General features: G+C 69.9%; 13 protein-coding genes. 1 reads left to right on the top strand and 12 read right to left on the bottom strand.

Features of this window, described 5'->3' with window-relative positions; genetic code table 11:
* Nucleotides 1-9: 9 nt before the first annotated feature.
* From rodA to IG02_RS0117205, 9 genes are all read right to left on the bottom strand, one after another.
* Nucleotides 10-1206 (bottom strand): rod shape-determining protein RodA, encoded by a 1197-nt coding sequence (gene rodA / locus IG02_RS0117165; RefSeq protein ID WP_030748120.1) that lies wholly within the window; start codon nucleotides 1204-1206, stop codon nucleotides 10-12.
* A 4-nt stretch (nucleotides 1207-1210) separates the two neighbouring features.
* The gene (gene mrdA, locus IG02_RS0117170; protein WP_030748123.1) at nucleotides 1211-3382 is read right to left on the bottom strand and encodes a penicillin-binding protein 2; all 2172 of its coding nucleotides are present in this window, start codon (nucleotides 3380-3382) and stop codon (nucleotides 1211-1213) included.
* A gap of 109 nt (nucleotides 3383-3491) precedes the next feature.
* The gene (gene mreD / locus IG02_RS0117175) at nucleotides 3492-4166 is read right to left on the bottom strand and encodes a rod shape-determining protein MreD (protein WP_030748125.1); all 675 of its coding nucleotides are present in this window, start codon (nucleotides 4164-4166) and stop codon (nucleotides 3492-3494) included.
* 11 nt (nucleotides 4167-4177) lie between these two features.
* Nucleotides 4178-5239: a rod shape-determining protein MreC gene (gene mreC / locus IG02_RS0117180; protein WP_030748128.1), complete on the bottom strand. Its 1062-nt coding sequence runs from the start codon at nucleotides 5237-5239 to the stop codon at nucleotides 4178-4180.
* A gap of 192 nt (nucleotides 5240-5431) precedes the next feature.
* Nucleotides 5432-6451: a rod shape-determining protein gene (locus tag IG02_RS0117185; RefSeq protein ID WP_030352375.1), complete on the bottom strand. Its 1020-nt coding sequence runs from the start codon at nucleotides 6449-6451 to the stop codon at nucleotides 5432-5434.
* 254 nt (nucleotides 6452-6705) lie between these two features.
* Nucleotides 6706-7119, bottom strand: coding sequence for a nucleoside-diphosphate kinase (ndk, locus tag IG02_RS0117190; protein ID WP_030748132.1), 414 nt, complete (start codon nucleotides 7117-7119; stop codon nucleotides 6706-6708).
* Nucleotides 7120-7321: 202 nt separating this feature from the next.
* Complete coding sequence (locus IG02_RS0117195) at nucleotides 7322-7699, bottom strand: DUF4233 domain-containing protein (protein ID WP_030748134.1); 378 nt, start codon at nucleotides 7697-7699, stop codon at nucleotides 7322-7324.
* A 5-nt stretch (nucleotides 7700-7704) separates the two neighbouring features.
* A complete protein-coding gene (gene folC, locus IG02_RS0117200) occupies nucleotides 7705-9231 on the bottom strand; it encodes a bifunctional tetrahydrofolate synthase/dihydrofolate synthase (RefSeq protein ID WP_030748137.1) in 1527 nt (508 codons plus the stop codon).
* A gap of 270 nt (nucleotides 9232-9501) precedes the next feature.
* Nucleotides 9502-12120, bottom strand: a complete 2619-nt coding sequence (locus tag IG02_RS0117205; RefSeq protein WP_030748140.1) for a valine--tRNA ligase — start codon at nucleotides 12118-12120, stop codon at nucleotides 9502-9504.
* A gap of 139 nt (nucleotides 12121-12259) precedes the next feature.
* Between IG02_RS0117205 and IG02_RS0117210 the strand changes: the two genes are divergently transcribed.
* A complete protein-coding gene (locus tag IG02_RS0117210; RefSeq protein ID WP_030748143.1) occupies nucleotides 12260-13240 on the top strand; it encodes a hypothetical protein in 981 nt (326 codons plus the stop codon).
* Between the two features lie 110 nt (nucleotides 13241-13350).
* On the opposite strand, the gene clpX is transcribed toward IG02_RS0117210, so the two are convergent.
* The 3 genes from clpX to IG02_RS0117225 all read right to left on the bottom strand — a co-directional run bounded on the left by clpX (nucleotide 13351) and on the right by IG02_RS0117225 (nucleotide 16150).
* Nucleotides 13351-14643 (bottom strand): ATP-dependent Clp protease ATP-binding subunit ClpX, encoded by a 1293-nt coding sequence (gene clpX, locus IG02_RS0117215; protein WP_030748146.1) that lies wholly within the window; start codon nucleotides 14641-14643, stop codon nucleotides 13351-13353.
* 152 nt (nucleotides 14644-14795) lie between these two features.
* A complete protein-coding gene (locus IG02_RS0117220) occupies nucleotides 14796-15473 on the bottom strand; it encodes an ATP-dependent Clp protease proteolytic subunit (RefSeq protein WP_030748148.1) in 678 nt (225 codons plus the stop codon).
* 71 nt (nucleotides 15474-15544) lie between these two features.
* Entirely contained in the window at nucleotides 15545-16150 is a 606-nt protein-coding gene (locus IG02_RS0117225; protein ID WP_030748149.1) for an ATP-dependent Clp protease proteolytic subunit, read from the bottom strand.
* Nucleotides 16151-16539: the final 389 nt, after the last annotated feature.

Raw genomic sequence — 16539 nt, forward strand, 5'->3', positions numbered from 1 at the left:
GCGAAGGGCTCAGGCCGACATCGGCCGCTGCACCCGGATCGACTGGAGCAGCCCCACCGCTATCCAGACCGCGAACATCGACGTACCGCCGTACGACACGAACGGCAGCGGCAGCCCCGCCACCGGCATGATGCCGAGCGTCATCCCGATGTTCTCGAACGACTGGAAGGCGAACCAGGCGATGATCCCCGCCGCCACGATCGTCCCGTACAGTTCGGTCGTCTCCCGCGCGATCCGGCAGGCCCGCCACATCACGACCCCGAGCAGGAAGAGGATCAGCCCGGCCCCGAGGAAGCCCAGTTCCTCGCCCGCGACCGTGAAGACGAAGTCGGTCTGCTGCTCGGGCACGAACTGGCCGGTGGTCTGCGAGCCGTGGAAGAGCCCGGTGCCGGTCAGGCCGCCGGAGCCGATGGCGATCCGCGCCTGGTTGGTGTTGTAGCCGACGCCCGCCGGGTCCAGCTCCGGGTTGGCGAAGGCCGCGAACCGGTTGATCTGGTACTCGTCCAGCACCCCGAGCGCCGCGACCGCGATCGCGCCGACCACTCCGGCGCTCACCAGGCCGATGATCCAGCGGTTGGAGGCGCCGGAGGCGAGCAGCACGCCGAGCACGATGACCACCATCACCATCACCGAGCCGAGGTCCGGCATCAGCATCACGACGGCCATCGGTACCACAGCCAGCGCCAGGGACTTGGCGACCGTGCGGTGGTCGGGATAGGTCTGGTCGCCCGCGTCCACCCGGGCGGCCAGCATCATCGCCATCCCCAGGATGATGGTGACCTTCACGAACTCGGACGGCTGGAGCGAGAGCCCGGCGATCCTGAGCCAGGCGTGGGCGCCGTTGATGGTGGCGCCGAGCGGGGTCAGGACGAGGACCACCAGGACCACGGAGAGTCCGTACAGCACCGGCACCGCGCCGCGCAGCGTGCGGTGCCCCAGCCAGACGGTGCCCGCCATCAGGGCGAACCCGATGCCGGTGTTGAGGAGGTGACGGACGAGGAAGAAGTACGGGTCGCCCTCGTTGAGCTGGGTGCGGTTGCGGGTCGCCGACCACACCAGCAGCGAGCCCAGCAGCGACAGGGCCACCGCCGAGAACAGCAGCGGCCAGTCCAGTCTGCGCACCACCGAGTCGCGGGCCGCGAGTTTCGCCCAGGTCCCGCGCTCGGGACCGTATCCGGAGACCGAGAAGCCACCTGTGCCGGCCATGGCGTCAGTCCCTTCGTACGGGGGAGGCGGGCGGGCCCGCGAGCGTCTGCTCGTCCAGCGGGTCCTTCGGCGGCTCGTACGGCGCGATCTTCGGCGCGTCGATCGAACCGTCCGGCTCGATCGTGGGCAGGGCGACCTGCGGCTGGGGCATCAGGGCCTTCTTCAGGTTCTGCTCGCCCTTCGGGTTCAGGCCGTACATGGCCTCGTAGATCTTGCGCACGGCGGGCCCGGAGGCCCCGGAGCCCGTTCCACCCTGGGAGATCGTCATCACGATCGTGTAGTCCTCGGTGTACGAGGCGAACCACGAGGTCGTCTGCTTGCCGTAGACCTCGGCCGTACCCGTCTTGGCGTGCATCGGGATCTTGTCCTGCGGCCAGCCGCCGAACCGCCAGGCGGCGGAGCCGCGGGTCGCGACACCCGCGAGGGCCTCGTCTATCTGGTCGCGCGTCTTCTTCGACATCGGCAGCCTGCCGTGGGACTTGGGCGCGATCTGACGGACGTTCTTGCCGTCGGGGCTGACGACGGCCTTGCCCACGGTGGGGTTGTAGAGCGTGCCGCCGTTCGCGATGGCCGCGTAGATGGTCGCCATCTGGATCGGTGTGACGAGCGTGTCGCCCTGGCCGATCGAGTAGTTCACGGAGTCACCGGCGCGCATCAGGTTGCCTTCGAGGCAGCCCTCGTAGGCGAGCTGCTGGACGTAGGTGCCGCCCTTCTTGCCCTGCTTGCACCAGGCGTCCTTGTTGGCCTCCCAGTACTTCTGCTTCCACTCCCGGTCCGGGACCCGGCCCGTGACCTCGTTGGGCAGGTCGATCCCGGTCTCCGCGCCCAGGCCGAACTGGTGGGCGGTCTTGTAGAACCAGTTCTTGGCGTCCTTCTTCGGCTTCATCCCGCCGTCCTTGAGCCACTCCTTGTGCGCGAGGCCGTAGTAGACGGTGTCGCAGGAGACCTCCAGGGCGCGGCCGATGGTGATGTTGCCGTAGCCCCTGGACTCGAAGTTCTTGAAGACCTGGCTGCCCACGTTGTACGAGCTGGGGCACGGGTAGTCGCCGTCGAACTCGTAGCCGGCGTTGACGGCGGCGGCGGACGAGACGACCTTGAAGATCGAGCCGGGCGCGGCCTGCGCCTGGATGGCCCGGTTCAGCAGCGGGAAGTTGGACTTCTTGCCGGTGAGCTTGGCGTAGTCCTTGGCGGAGATGCCGCCGACCCAGGAGTTGGGGTCGTAGGTGGGGTTGGAGGCCATGGCGATGACCCGGCCGGTCTTCGCCTCCATCACCACGGCGGCGCCCGCGTCCGCCTTGTAGTGCTGGTTGGTGTTGCGGTCCATCTCCTTGCGGGCGGCCTTCATCGCCTGGTTGAGCTCGTACTCGGTGACGGCCTGCACGCGCGCGTCGATGGAGGTGATCACATTGGCGCCCGGCTGGGCGTCGTCGCTGCGCTGCTGGCCGATGACGCGGCCGAGGTTGTCGACCTCGTAGCGGGTGACGCCGGCCTTGCCGCGCAGCTCCTTGTCGTACGTGCGCTCCAGGCCGGAGCGGCCGACCTGGTCGGAGCGCAGGTACGGCGAGTCCGTGTCCTGCGCCTTGGCGATCTCGTCGTCGGTGACGGGCGAGAGGTAGCCGAGGACCTGCGCGGTGTTGGCCAGTCCGGGCGCGGGGTAGCGGCGTACGGCGGTGGGCTCGGCCGTGATGCCGGGGAAGTCCTCGGCGCGCTCCCTGATCTGGAGCGCCTGCTGGGTGGTGGCCTCGTCGGTGACCGGGATCGGCTGGTACGGCGAACCGTTCCAGCAGGGCTGCGGCGTCTTCGCGTCGCAGAGCCTGACCTTGTCCATGACGTCCTTGGGCTTCATGTCGAGGACATCGGCGAGCCGGGTCAGGACGGCCTTGCCGTCGTCGTTCATCTTCATCAGCTCGGTGCGGCTGGCGGAGACGACGAGCCGGGTCTCGTTGTCCGCGAGCGGCACCCCGCGCGAGTCGAGGATCGAGCCGCGCACGGCGGGCTGGACGACCTGCTGGACGTGGTTGTTCTTGGCCTCGTCCGTGTACTCCTGGCCGTTGCGGATCTGGAGGTACCAGAGCCGGCCGCCGAGGGTGAGCAGGAGGGAGAGGACGAGGACCTGGATGACGACGAGCCGGATCTGGACCCGGGGGGTCCGCCCGGTCTCGGGGATGTTGCTCACTGCGACCCCCCACGGGCGAGTTGGGACCTCGGGCGCGCGCCGCGCCGGTACGTACGGCCGGGCGCGCCGCCGGGCGAGGGGGCGCGCCGGGACGGGTGGGGAGTCGGGCTCACAGTCGCTTGACCCCCTTGATCCGTCCTGCCCGTGCCGCGCGGTTCCTGGCGGCGCGCAGGCGCAGTCCGCCGCGCTGGCCGCCGATGGTCAGCCCCGTGCCCGAGGCGAGCCAGCCGGCGGCGACGTCGCCGCCACCACCGCCACCGCTCTGGGTCTCGGCGAGCGGATCGTTCTCCGCCTTTCTCGCCAGGGCCATGACCAGCGGAATGGTGAACGGCGCGAGGAGCAGGTCGTAGACGGCGGCGGTGAACAGCAGGCCGCCCAGGCCGACATGGCGGGCGGCGGTGTCCCCGACGAGGGCGCCGACCGCCGCGTACAGCAGGGTCGAGCCGAGCGCCGCCGCGACGACCGCGATCATGGGGCCGAGGGCCGTGCGCATCTGGCCCTTCTCGGGCTTGGCGAGTCCCGCCAGGTAGCCGATCACGCAGAGCACCAGCGCGTACCGGCCCGCCGCGTGGTCGGCGGGCGGCGCCAGGTCGGCGAGCAGCCCGGCGCCGAATCCGATCAGCGCGCCGCTGACATGCCCGTACACGAAGGCCAGCGCGAGCACGACGAGCAGCATCAGGTCGGGGACGGCCCCGGGGAGCTGGAGCCGGGCGAGGATGGACACCTGGACGACCAGGGCGACGACGATGAGCGTGGTCGAGAGCAGGACGCGGTTGAAGCGCATGGGAATCAGCTCTATTCCTGGTCGTCCGCTTGGCCGGCGGTGCCCGCGCCGGCGTCGGTGCCGGCGGTGGCGTCGGGGTTCCCGCTCGGCGCGTCCGGGTCGTCCACCGGCGCGTCGGCGCTCTCGGTGTCCGCACCGTCCTCGCCGGAGGTGAAGCCGTCGGACGGCGAGGGGGTGACCGTGACGGTGACGGTCGGGGTGGGCTCGGCCTTGGGCTTGGGCGGCAGCACCGCGTCCCGCGGGTCCTCCCGGGGGGCCTCGACCACGACGCCGACGATGTCCAGCTTGGTGAAGCCCACGAAGGGACGCACGAAGATCGTTCTGGTCAGGTCGCCGCCGGAGGGGTCCACCCGGACCACTTGGCCGACCGGGACGCCGGGCACGAACGGCTTGTCCTTGCGGGAGCCGAAGGTGACCAGCCGGTCCCCCTTCTTGACCTTCGCCTTGCCGTTGAGCAGCTGCACGGACAGCGGCTGGTCGCCCTGACCGGTGGCGAAACCCAGCTCGTCGGTCTTCTCCATGCGGGTGCCGACGGTGAAGTCCGGGTCGTTGGCGAGCAGGACGGTCGCGGTGTGCGGTCCGACGGTGGTGACGCGGCCCACCAGACCGTCGCCGTTGAGGACCGTCATGTCGCGCCGGATACCGTCGTTCGCGCCGATGTCGATCGTGACCGTCCAGGAGAACCCCTGCGCGGCTCCTATGGCGATGACCTCGGCGCCCTTGATCCCGTACTGGCCGGCGCCGGCCTTCGCGAGCATCTTGTCCAGCTCGCGCACTCGGCTGCGGTTGCGGTCGTCGCTGCCGAGCCGCTGTTTGAGTTCGGTGTTCTCCCTCTGGAGCGCGGCGATGCGGTTGTGTCGTTCACCCGAGTCCCGTACGGCCCCTATGGCGTTGCCGACCGGATCGACCGCGGAGGCCACACCGTTCTCCACCGGTCCCAGGACCGTCGCGGCGGCCCGCCGCGCGCCGTCGACCGGGGATCCCTCGCCCCCGCGAATGTCCACCGTGATCAGCGCGAACGCGATGGCGATCAGCAGCACCAGGAGCAAACGGCTCTCTCGTGTGTCCCTCACGTGCGGCGGCCGTGCCTTCCTCGTAGGAATGATTCTGCCTGTATGTCAACGATCCGCCGTACGCGAGGTCATGGCCTTGGATCGCGGGTCCCCCGGCCCGGCGGCCCGGGGGGGAGGCACACATCGGAACGACGGAGAGGGACCGCCGCTCCCGCCCGGCGGCGGGAGCGCGTCACCTCGGCCCCTCGGACCTCAGCGGCGGGGCTGTGCGTCCAGGACCTGCTGGAGCGCCTCGAACTCCTCGACGCACTTGCCCGACCCGAGCGCCACGGAGTCCAGTGGGTCCTCCGCGATGTGGATGGGCATCCCGGTCTCGCGCCGCAGCCGCTCGTCCAGGCCGCGCAGCAGGGCGCCGCCGCCGGTGAGCACGATCCCACGGTCCATCACATCGCCGGACAGTTCGGGCGGGCACTTGTCCAGCGTGGTCTTCACCGCGTCGACGATGGCGTTGACCGGCTCCTCGATGGCCTTGCGGACCTCGGCCGCGGAGATCACCACGGTCTTCGGCAGGCCGGAGACCAGGTCGCGGCCGCGGATCTCGGTGTGCTCGTCCTTGTCGAGGTCGTAGGCGGAACCGATGGTGATCTTGATGCTTTCCGCCGTCCGCTCACCGAGCAGGAGCGAGTACTCCTTCTTGATGTGCTGGATGATCGCGTTGTCCAGCTCGTCGCCCGCGACCCGGATGGACTGCGCGGTGACGATGCCGCCGAGCGAGATCACGGCGACCTCGGTCGTGCCGCCGCCGATGTCGACCACCATGTTGCCGGTGGCCTCGTGGACGGGGAGACCGGAGCCGATGGCCGCGGCCATCGGCTCCTCGATGATGTGCACCTGGCGTGCGCCGGCCTGGGTGGACGCCTCGATCACGGCACGGCGCTCCACGCCCGTGATCCCGGAGGGCACACAGACGACGACCCGGGGACGGGCCAGATAGCGACGCTTGTGAATTTTGAGGATGAAGTAGCGCAGCATGCGCTCGGTGATCTCGAAGTCGGCGATGACGCCGTCCTTCAACGGCCGGACGGCCACGATGTTGCCCGGTGTCCGGCCGATCATCTTCTTCGCCTCGGCGCCGACCGCGAGAATGCCGCCCGTGTTGGTGTTGATGGCGACCACGGACGGCTCGTTGAGTACGATCCCCCGGCCCCTGACGTACACCAGCGTGTTGGCGGTCCCGAGGTCGACAGCCATGTCACGGCCGATGAACGACATGTTGTTCCCCATGAGGATGCGTCTGGCCTTCCCAAATCGAGCGTTGACGGCTTCTCAGGATGGCGAGGTGGGTGCTGTGGCTTTGGAGGGTTCCATCGTAGTGCCGACGGTACGGTGACGGCGCGGTGGCCCACCTCAAAAAGGGTGACGAAGTGTCCGTGCCAGGCCTTCCCGAAAGTGGCCTGGATATGCCCAAAGGCGACCGAATTCCTTCGATCGCCCCAGGTTATCAGCGCCGTTCGGCTGATGGTCGGTCAGGAAAGTCCCGGGAAGAAGATTTTCAGTTCCCGAATGGCGGACTCCTCGGAGTCCGAGGCGTGGATGAGGTTCTCCCGGACGACGGTCCCGAAGTCCCCCCGGATGGAGCCCGGGGCCGCGGCGATCGGGTCGGTCGGGCCGGCGAGCGCGCGGACTCCCTCGATGACCCGCTCCCCTTCCACCACCAGTGCGACGACGGGACCGGACGCCATGAATTCCACGAGCGGCTCGTAGAACGGACGGCCCTTGTGCTCGCCGTAGTGCTGCTCCAGGGTGTCCTGGTCGAGCGTGCGCATCTCCAGCGCGACGATGCTCCAGCCGGCCTTGCGCTCGATACGGCTGATCAGCTCGCCGATGAGCCCACGCCGGACCGTGTCAGGCTTGAGCAGGACGAGGGTGCGCTGGGTCATGGTGTGCGGCTCCTTGGGAAAACGAGTGCGGTGAGGTGAGATTACCGGGGGCGCGCGGGGCCGGGTAACCCGGATCACCACCGGGCCCCGGGGCCGGGTGAAACCGGATCACCGGCGCCCCGCCGGACCGTCCGGCAGGGGGCGCGTTCCCGGCCGCTCGCCCTGCCGCGAGGCCCGGTACCCGACCGCGCCCGGGGCCTCGCTACGCCGCCCCGCCCGGGGCCCCGGCCCCGGCGCTCTCCCGGTCCTCGGCCTGGGCCGCCCAGCGGGCCTTCGCCTCGTCGATCACCCGGCCGTAGTGGATCGACGCCCACCACAGCGCCGCGAAGATCGCACCGAGGACGAACATCATCGGCACCACGAAACCGCCGGCGATCAGCCCGATCTGCAGGGCCCAGCCGAGCGCGAGACCGCCGGGGCGGGTGATCATCCCGCAGAGCAGCACGGACAGCAGCATGGCGATGCCGCAGACCGTCCAGACCGTCCCCACCGACAGCTCGTCCGACTTCATGGCGACCAGTCCGGCGAAGCCGATCACGAAGAATTCACCGATCAGCGTCGACGCGCAGAGCGTACGCATGGCTCTCAGCCCTTCCTCATCAACAGCAGCCGGGCCTCGCCGACCGTGATCACCGAGCCGGTCACCAGCACACCGGCGCCCGCGAACTCCCCCTCGTCCTCGGCCAGGGTGATCGCCTCCTCCAGCGCGTCGTCCAGCCGCGGCTCGACCTGGACCCGTTCCTCCCCGAAGACCTCCACCGCGACGGCGGCCAGCGCGTCCGCGTCCATCGCGCGGTGGCTCGAATTCTGGGTGACGACCAGCTCCGCGCAAATGGGCTCCAGCGCTTCGAGCACCCCGCGCGCGTCCTTGCCGTCGCTCGCCCCCACCACGCCGACCAGCCGGCTGAACCCGAAGGCCTCGGTGACGGCCGCGGCGGCCGCCCGGGCCCCGGCCGGATTGTGCGCCGCGTCCAGCACCACCGTCGGCGAACGCCGCACGACCTCCAGCCGGCCCGGCGAGGACACCGCCGCGAACGCCTTGCGGACCGTGTCCACGTCCAGCGGCCTGGCGTGCTCCGCGCCGATCCCGAAGAACGCCTCGACCGCCGCCAGCGCCACCGCCGCGTTGTGCGCCTGGTGCTCGCCGTACAGCGGCAGGAAGACCTGCTCGTACTCACCGCCGAGGCCGCGCAGCGTCAGCAGCTGGCCGCCGACCGCGATCTCGCGGGAGACCACCCCGAACTCCATGCCCTCACGGGCGACCGTCGCGTCCACGTCGACGGCCTTCTTCAGCATCACCTGCGCCGCGTCCACCGGCTGCTGCGCCAGGATCACCGTCGCGCCCGGCTTGATGATCCCGGCCTTCTCCCCGGCGATCTCACCGGCCGTGGAACCGAGCCGGTCGGTGTGGTCCAGGTCGATCGGCGTGATCACGGCGACCGAGCCGTCCAGCACGTTCGTCGCGTCCCAGGTGCCGCCCATGCCGACCTCGACGACCGCGACGTCCACCGGGGCGTCGGCGAAGGCCGCGTACGCCATGCCGGTCAGCACCTCGAAGAACGACAGCCGGTACTCCTGCGCCGCGTCCACCATCTCCACGTACGGCTTGACGTCCTCGTACGTCTCGATGAACCGCTCGGCGGACACCGGGGCGCCGTCCAGGCTGATCCGCTCCGTGACCGACTGGATGTGCGGGCTGGTGTAACGGCCCGTGCGCAGCTCGAACGCGCCGAGCAGCGCCTCGATCATGCGGGCCGTCGACGTCTTGCCGTTGGTGCCGGTGATGTGGATGGAGGGATAGGCGCGCTGCGGGTCCCCCAGCACGTCCATCAGCGCGGCGATCCGCTGGACCGAGGGGTCGAGCTTCGTCTCGCCCCAGCGGCCCGCCAGCTCCTGCTCGACGGCGCGCAGCGCCCGGTCCACCTCCGGATCCTCGGGCCGGGCCGGGACGCCGTCGCCCTGGCCGGGCCCGGCCTGGGCGCGCAGGGTACGGCTGCCGGCCTCGATCACCGCGAGGTCGGGATCGCGGTCTGTCTCAGCGGCGATGATCTCCTCGAAGTCGTCGGGGTCACCGGGCTCGCCGGGCTGGTCGGAAGGACGGTGCTCGCTCACGGGGACCAGTCTACGGAGGACTGCCGACACCGGGACGAACGCCGTCCGTCCCGGATGTCCCGAGGCCGGTCGGGTACGGGACGGGACGGCCGGCACGGGCCGGCTGCCGCCGTCCGCCGGGCGGGACGGCACGTCGGCGGCCGTTCGGCACGGACCCCGCCCATGACTCGTCCGGCACGACGCGCCCGCGGGAAACGCCGATCGCCCCGGACCACATGGTCCGGGGCGATCGGCGTCGTACGAGCCACGCGCCCGTGTCCGGGCCGGCTGTCAGCCAGGCAGGTTCGCGAGCTGCGCGGTCAGCCGCTCGATGTCCGCCTCGGCCTTGGCGAGCCGGCCGCGGATCTTGTCGACCACCTGGTCGGGAGCCTTCGCGAGGAACGCCTCGTTGCCGAGCTTCGCCGTCGCCTGCGCCTTCTCCTTCTCGGCCGCGCCGAGGTCCTTCGTCAGCCGCTTGCGCTCCGCCTCGACGTCGATCGTGCCGGACAGGTCCAGCGCCACGCTCGCGCCGGAGACCGGCAGGGTCGCCGTCGCCTGGAAGGACTCCCCCTCGGGCTGGAGGCGCAGCAGCTGCCGGATGGCCGCCTCGTGCGGCGCCAGCGGCGTGCCGGACAGGTCGAGCCGGGCCGGGACCTTCTGGCCGGGCTGGAGCCCCTGGTCGGAGCGGAACCTGCGGACCTCGGTGATCACCTGCTGGAGGTGTTCGATCTCCCGCTCGGCCGCCGGGTCGCGGAAGCCGCTGTCGGCCGGCCAGTCGGCGATGACGACGGACTCCCCGCCGGTGAGCGTGGTCCACAGCGTCTCGGTGACGTACGGGACGACCGGGTGCAGGAGGCGGAGGGTGACGTCGAGGACCTCGCCGAGCACCCGCCCGGAGACCTTCGCCGGCGCGCCGCCCGCGAGGAACGCGGTCTTGGACAGCTCGACGTACCAGTCGAAGACCTCGTCCCACGCGAAGTGGAAGAGCGTGTCGGAGAGCTTCGCGAACTGGTAGTCGTCGTAGTACGCGTCGACCTCGGCGACCACGGCGTTCAGCCGGGAGAGGATCCACCGGTCGGACGCGGACATCTCGGCCGCGTCCGGCAGCTCGCCCTCGATGGTCGCGCCGTTCATCATGGCGAAGCGCGTGGCGTTCCAGATCTTGTTGGCGAAGTTGCGCGAGCCCTGGACCCAGTCCTCGCCGATCGGCACGTCGACGCCCGGGTTGGCGCCGCGGGCCAGGGTGAAGCGGACCGCGTCGGAGCCGTAGGTGTCCATCCAGTCCAGCGGATTGACCGCGTTCCCGAAGGACTTGGACATCTTCTTGCCGAACTGGTCGCGGACCATGCCGTGCAGCGCGATGGTGTGGAACGGCGGCGTGCCGTCCATCGCGTACAGGCCGAACATCATCATCCGGGCGACCCAGAAGAAGAGGATGTCGTAGCCGGTGACCAGGACGGAGTTCGGATAGAACTTCTCCAGGCTCGGGGTCCGCTCGGGCCAGCCCAGCGTGGAGAACGGCCACAGGCCGGACGAGAACCAGGTGTCGAGGACGTCGGTGTCCTGCGTCCAGCCCTCGCCGGTCGGTGCCTCGTCGTCGGGGCCGACGCAGACGACCTCGCCGTCCGGGCCGTACCAGACGGGGATGCGGTGCCCCCACCACAGCTGCCGGGAGATGCACCAGTCCCGCAGGTTGTCGACCCAGCCGAAGTAGCGCGACTCCATCTCCTTGGGATGGATCGCGACCCGCCCGTCGCGGACGGCGTCCCCGGCGGCCTCGGCCAGCGGGCCGACCTTGACCCACCACTGCATGGACAGCCGGGGCTCGATGGTCGTCTTGCAGCGGGAGCAGTGGCCGACGGAGTGCTGGTACGGGCGCTTCTCGGCGACGATCCGGCCGTCGGCCCGCAGCGCGGCGACGATGGCGCTGCGCGCCTCCATCCGGTCCAGGCCCTCGAAGGGGCCGGGCACGGTGATGACGGCCCGCTCGTCCATGACGGTGATGTTCGGCAGGTCGTGCCGCCGGCCGATCTCGAAGTCGTTCGGGTCGTGGGCCGGGGTGACCTTGACGGCGCCCGTGCCGAACGCCGGGTCGACGTGTTCGTCGGCGACGACGGGGATGGTGCGGTCCGTGAGCGGCAGCAGGATCCGCTTGCCGACCAGGTGCCGGTAACGCTCGTCGTCCGGGTGGACGGCGACGGCGGTGTCACCGAGCATCGTCTCGGCTCGGGTGGTCGCGACGACGACGGTGTCCTCGCCCTCGCCGTACTTCAGCGAGACCAGCTCGCCGTCGTCGTCCTGGTACTCGACCTCGATGTCGGAGATCGCGGTGAGACAGCGCGGGCACCAGTTGATGATGCGCTCGGCGCGGTAGATCAGCTTGTCGTCGAACAGCTTCTTGAAGATGGTCTGGACGGCCCGGGACAGGCCCTCGTCCATCGTGAAGCGCTCGCGCGACCAGTCCACACCGTCGCCGAGCCGCTTCATCTGCCCGGAGATCTGCCCGCCGGACTCCGCCTTCCACCGCCAGACGCGCCGGACGAACTCCTCCCGCCCCAGGTCGTGCCGGGACCTGCCCTCCTTGGCGAGCTCGCGCTCGACGACGTTCTGCGTGGCGATGCCGGCGTGGTCCATACCGGGCTGCCACAGCGTCTCGTACCCCTGCATGCGCTTGCGGCGGGTCAGGGCGTCGATGAGGGTGTGCTCGAAGGCGTGCCCGAGGTGCAGGCTCCCGGTGACGTTGGGCGGGGGGATGACGATCGTGTAGGGCTCTTTGTCGCTCTTGGCGTCCGCCTCGAAGTAACCCCGCTCCACCCAGCGCTCGTACAGCTTCCCCTCTACCTCGGCCGGAACGTACTGGGTCGGCAGTTCGGGGATGCTGGCTGGCTGGCGCTGAGCGTTATCGGTCACGCCGGTCAGTTTAGAGGTGTCACAGCCGTGTACTGAAACGAGATGTTGCGTAACGGTCCCGCCCCCGGCGACCTCACGCTCCGGCTCTTCCGTCAGGATGTACGGAACGCATAAACATTACGAGGGGAACCAGAGTCAGATGAGCTACAACCAGCCGGGCCCGTACGGGGGGCAGCCGCCTCAGCAGCCTGGGCCGTACGGTCAGCCGCCGCAGGGGCCGCCGCAGCCCGGTTACGGTTACCCGCAGCAGCCGCCCCAGGGCGCCCCGCCGCAGGGGCCGGGTTACGGCTACCCGCAGCAGGCCCCCCAGGGCCCGTACGGCCAGCCCCCGCAGGCGCCGTACGGCCAGCAGCCCCCGCAGGGCCCGTACGGCCAGCAGCCGCCCTACGGCGGCGCCCCGTACCCGCCGCCGCAGGGGGGCGAGCCCAAGAAGAAGACCGGCCTCGTCATCGGGGCGTCCGTGGTGGCCCTCGCGGTGATCGCGGGCGGCGCGTACTTCCTCGTCGGCGGTGGCGGCGGCAGCTCGGTCGCGGACGACGGACCGCACAAGCTGACGACACCGGCGACGGTGCTGGGCGGTACGTTCAAGAAGAGCGAGGACGGCGGCAGCGGCACCTTCTCCGACGACGACCTCAAGGACGCCGCCCAGTGGGGCGTGAAGAACCCGAAGGACGTCAGCGCGAGCTACGCGTCGGGCAGCAAGGACAACCCGATGGCCCAGAAGCAGCTGTCCTTCGGCGGTGTGTACGGCGAGATCGACGACCCGGAAGCCACCGTCGACGCCATGTTCGCCTACATGAAGAAGTCGGCCGCGGAGGACAAGGACAGCGAGACCGAGGGCGAGTTCGTCGGTGAACCCGAGGCGTTCGAGCCGGAGGGGCTGGAGGGCGCCGTCCTGAAGTGCCAGGACGTCAAGCTCACCAACAAGGAGGCCGGGTCGGGCGCGGCCGCCGGGCCCAAGGAGTTCACCATGCCGATGTGCATCTGGGGCGACCGCAGCACACTCTCCCTGGTGATGAACGTCGATGTCGCCGGCCTGGTGACCGGGCAGAGCACCGCCCTCAAGGACGCGGCGGACACCGCGGCCAAGCTCCGCGGCGACGTCCGTGTGAAGCTCTGACGGCGGATCGCGGGACGTACACACGACGCGGGGGCGCCCGGCCGGTCCCAACCGGCCGGGCGCCCCCGCGTCGTGTGTGTCGCCGCGTGCGTGCCGCTACGTGTGTGCCGTCACGCCGACTTCTCGTGGCGGCCGTCGTTCTTCACGATCCTCGGCTCGCGCGGGACCAGTGTCGGGTTGACGTTGTCGCGGACGACCTCCGCCGTGATGACGACGCGGGCGACGTCCTTGCGGGAGGGCACCTCGTACATCACCGACTGGAGGACCTCCTCCAGGATCGCGCGCAGGCCGCGCGCGCCCGTGCCGCGCAGGATCGCCTGGTCGGCGATGGCCTCCAGGGCCGGGCGGTCGAAGTCCAGCTCCACACCGTCGAGTTCGAAGAGGCGCTGGTACTGCTTCACCAGCGCGTTGCGCGGCTCCACCAGGATCTGGAGCAGGGCCTCGCGGTCCAGGTTGTGGACGGAGGTGAGGACCGGGAGGCGGCCGATGAACTCGGGGATCATCCCGAACTTCACCAGGTCCTCCGGCATGACCTCCTGGAACTGGTCGCTCGCCTCGATCTCCCGCTTGGACCGGATCGTGGCACCGAAGCCGATGCCCTTGGCGCCCGCGCGCGACTCGATGATCTTCTCCAGGCCGGCGAACGCGCCGCCCACGATGAACAGCACGTTCGTCGTGTCGATCTGGATGAACTCCTGGTGCGGGTGCTTGCGTCCGCCCTGCGGCGGAACGGAGGCCGTGGTGCCCTCCAGAATCTTCAACAGGGCCTGCTGGACGCCCTCTCCGGAGACATCGCGGGTGATCGACGGGTTCTCGCTCTTGCGGGCGACCTTGTCGATCTCGTCGATGTAGATGATGCCGGTCTCGGCCTTCTTGACGTCGTAGTCGGCCGCCTGGATCAGCTTCAGCAGGATGTTCTCGACGTCCTCGCCGACATAGCCGGCTTCCGTCAGCGCCGTCGCGTCGGCGATGGCGAACGGCACGTTGAGCATGCGGGCCAGTGTCTGCGCGAGGAGCGTCTTCCCCGAGCCGGTGGGGCCCAGCAGCAGGATGTTGGACTTCGCGAGCTCGATCGCGTCTTCCCGGCCCGAGGCGCCGCCGTTCTCGCCGGCCTGAACGCGCTTGTAGTGGTTGTAGACCGCCACCGAGAGGGCCTTCTTGGCGGGCTCCTGGCCGACGACGTACCCCTCGAGGAACTCGTAGATCTCACGGGGCTTGGGCAGTTCCTCCCACCGCACCTCGGAGGTCTCCGCGAGTTCTTCCTCGATGATCTCGTTGCAGAGATCGATGCACTCGTCGCAGATGTACACACCGGGCCCTGCGATGAGCTTCTTCACCTGCTTCTGGCTCTTCCCGCAGAACGAGCACTTGAGCAGGTCGCCGCCATCACCGATGCGTGCCACGAGGTGCTTCCCCTTCGCCTGGGAGCAGCTTTGGTTCAGCGGCTCCTGTGCCTCATATCCGACGGTACCTTGCCCGGGCCCGGGTTCGGGCCCCCCTTGGCGCGGTTCACATGGTCGTGCGACCCGTGCGACCGCGCCAAGGGTGCCGGTCGTCAGGCGGCCGCTGCGGCCGTGGTGCTCTTGCGGGTCGACACGATCTGGTCGACCAGGCCGTACGCGAGCGCGGCGTCCGCCGTCAGGATCTTGTCGCGCTCGATGTCGTCGCGGACCTTCTCGATCGGCGTGGTGGAGTGCTTGGCCAGCATCTCCTCCAGCTGGGTGCGCATGCGCAGGATCTCGTTGGCCGCGATCTCCAGGTCGGAGAGCTGCTCGCGGCCGGTCTGGCTGGACGGCTGGTGGATCAGCACGCGCGCGTTCGGCAGGGCGAGGCGCTTGCCGGGGGTGCCCGCGGCGAGCAGCACCGCGGCGGCGGAGGCGGCCTGCCCCATGCACACGGTCTGGATGTCGGGCTTCACGAACTGCATCGTGTCGTAGATGGCCGTGAGGGCCGTCATCGAGCCGCCGGGGCTGTTGATGTAGATCGAGATGTCCCGGTCCGGGTCCATCGACTCCAGGCACAGCAGCTGCGCCATGACGTCGTTGGCGGACGCGTCGTCGATCTGCACCCCGAGGAAGATCACGCGCTCCTCGAACAGCTTCGCGTACGGGTCGTACTCGCGCACACCCTGCGAGGTGCGCTCGACGAAGCGGGGCACGACGTAGCGGTTGTCCACCTGCGGGCCGGTGTAGAGGCCGCTCGCGGCGTTGTGGTTCATGTGGGTGTTCACCATCCTGTGGCGTTCGGTGGGCTGGACCGGCTGATGCGGAGCGGGAACGGACGGCGATCGCGCCGCGAGAGCCGTCAGGCGCCCGTGCCGCCGCCGCCCGGAACACCCGAGGCAGCGGAGATGATCTCGTCGATGATGCCGTACTCGCGGGCCTCCTCGGCGGTGAACCAGCGGTCGCGGTCACCGTCGCGGATGATGGTCTCCTCGGTCTGGCCGGTGTGCCGTGCGGTGATCTCGGCCATGCGCTTCTTGGTACGGAGCAGCTGCTCGGCCTGGATCTTGATGTCGGAGGCGGTGCCACCGAGGCCGGCGGAGCCCTGGTGCATGAGGATGTCGGTGTGCGGCAGCGCGAAGCGCTTGCCGGCGGTGCCACCGGTCAGCAGGAACTGTCCCATGGACGCGGCGAGGCCCATACCGATGGTGACCACGTCGTTCGGGATGTACTGCATGGTGTCGTAGACGGCCATGCCGGCCGTGACGGAACCACCGGGGCTGTTGATGTAGAGAAAGATGTCCTTCTCGGGCTCGGCCGCGAGGAGGAGGAGCTGCGCCGTGATCTTGTTGGCGATGTCGTCGTCGACCTGCTGGCCGAGGAAGATGATCCGCTCTCCGAGCAGCCGGCTGTAGACCTGGTCGCCGAGGCCACCACCGAGGGACGGCTCACCGGCGGCGTAAGGCATCAGATTCGTCACGTATACACCTGCTCGTCTCTGACGGCTGCGGCCGTCTCAGCGTCTTCGTACCGGGGACGGGATACTCCCCTGCCCTCGTATTCATGGACCCTAACGCGCTGGTCGGCGGGCGCCATCCCGCTTCCGTTGCTGTTCGCTGGGAGCGCAAGGTAAGGGCTGGTACGGGGCGCCGGGGGCGGGGCGCGGGGCCGTTCCGGCGGGTGTGGCCCGGACGCGGTGTGACCCGGGCGGGGCCCGGCGGACGGAGCGGGCCCCGGGCGCGGTGTCGCGTCCGGGGCCCGTCCTCGCGTTCACGGCGGTGCGACGACCGTGGTGTGTGCCGCCGCGATGCGTGTCACGGCGGTGTGTGCCACCTCGGGTGTCACTGGGTGCGTCGC

The sequence above is a fragment of the Streptomyces sp. NRRL F-5135 genome (genome assembly GCF_000719775.1).
Classification (GTDB): domain Bacteria; phylum Actinomycetota; class Actinomycetes; order Streptomycetales; family Streptomycetaceae; genus Streptomyces; species Streptomyces hebeiensis.

Coding starts and splice junctions, on each gene's coding strand:
- rodA (WP_030748120.1), bottom strand. CDS start 1,206: ATGGCCGGCACAGGTGGCTTCTCGGTCTCCGGATACGGTCCCGAGCGC.
- mreD (WP_030748125.1), bottom strand. CDS start 4,166: ATGCGCTTCAACCGCGTCCTGCTCTCGACCACGCTCATCGTCGTCGCC.
- IG02_RS0117185 (WP_030352375.1), bottom strand. CDS start 6,451: ATGTCGTTCATCGGCCGTGACATGGCTGTCGACCTCGGGACCGCCAAC.
- ndk (WP_030748132.1), bottom strand. CDS start 7,119: ATGACCCAGCGCACCCTCGTCCTGCTCAAGCCTGACACGGTCCGGCGT.
- IG02_RS0117195 (WP_030748134.1), bottom strand. CDS start 7,699: ATGCGTACGCTCTGCGCGTCGACGCTGATCGGTGAATTCTTCGTGATC.
- IG02_RS0117210 (WP_030748143.1), top strand. CDS start 12,260: ATGAGCTACAACCAGCCGGGCCCGTACGGGGGGCAGCCGCCTCAGCAG.
- IG02_RS0117220 (WP_030748148.1), bottom strand. CDS start 15,473: ATGGTGAACACCCACATGAACCACAACGCCGCGAGCGGCCTCTACACC.
- IG02_RS0117225 (WP_030748149.1), bottom strand. CDS start 16,150: ATGCCTTACGCCGCCGGTGAGCCGTCCCTCGGTGGTGGCCTCGGCGAC.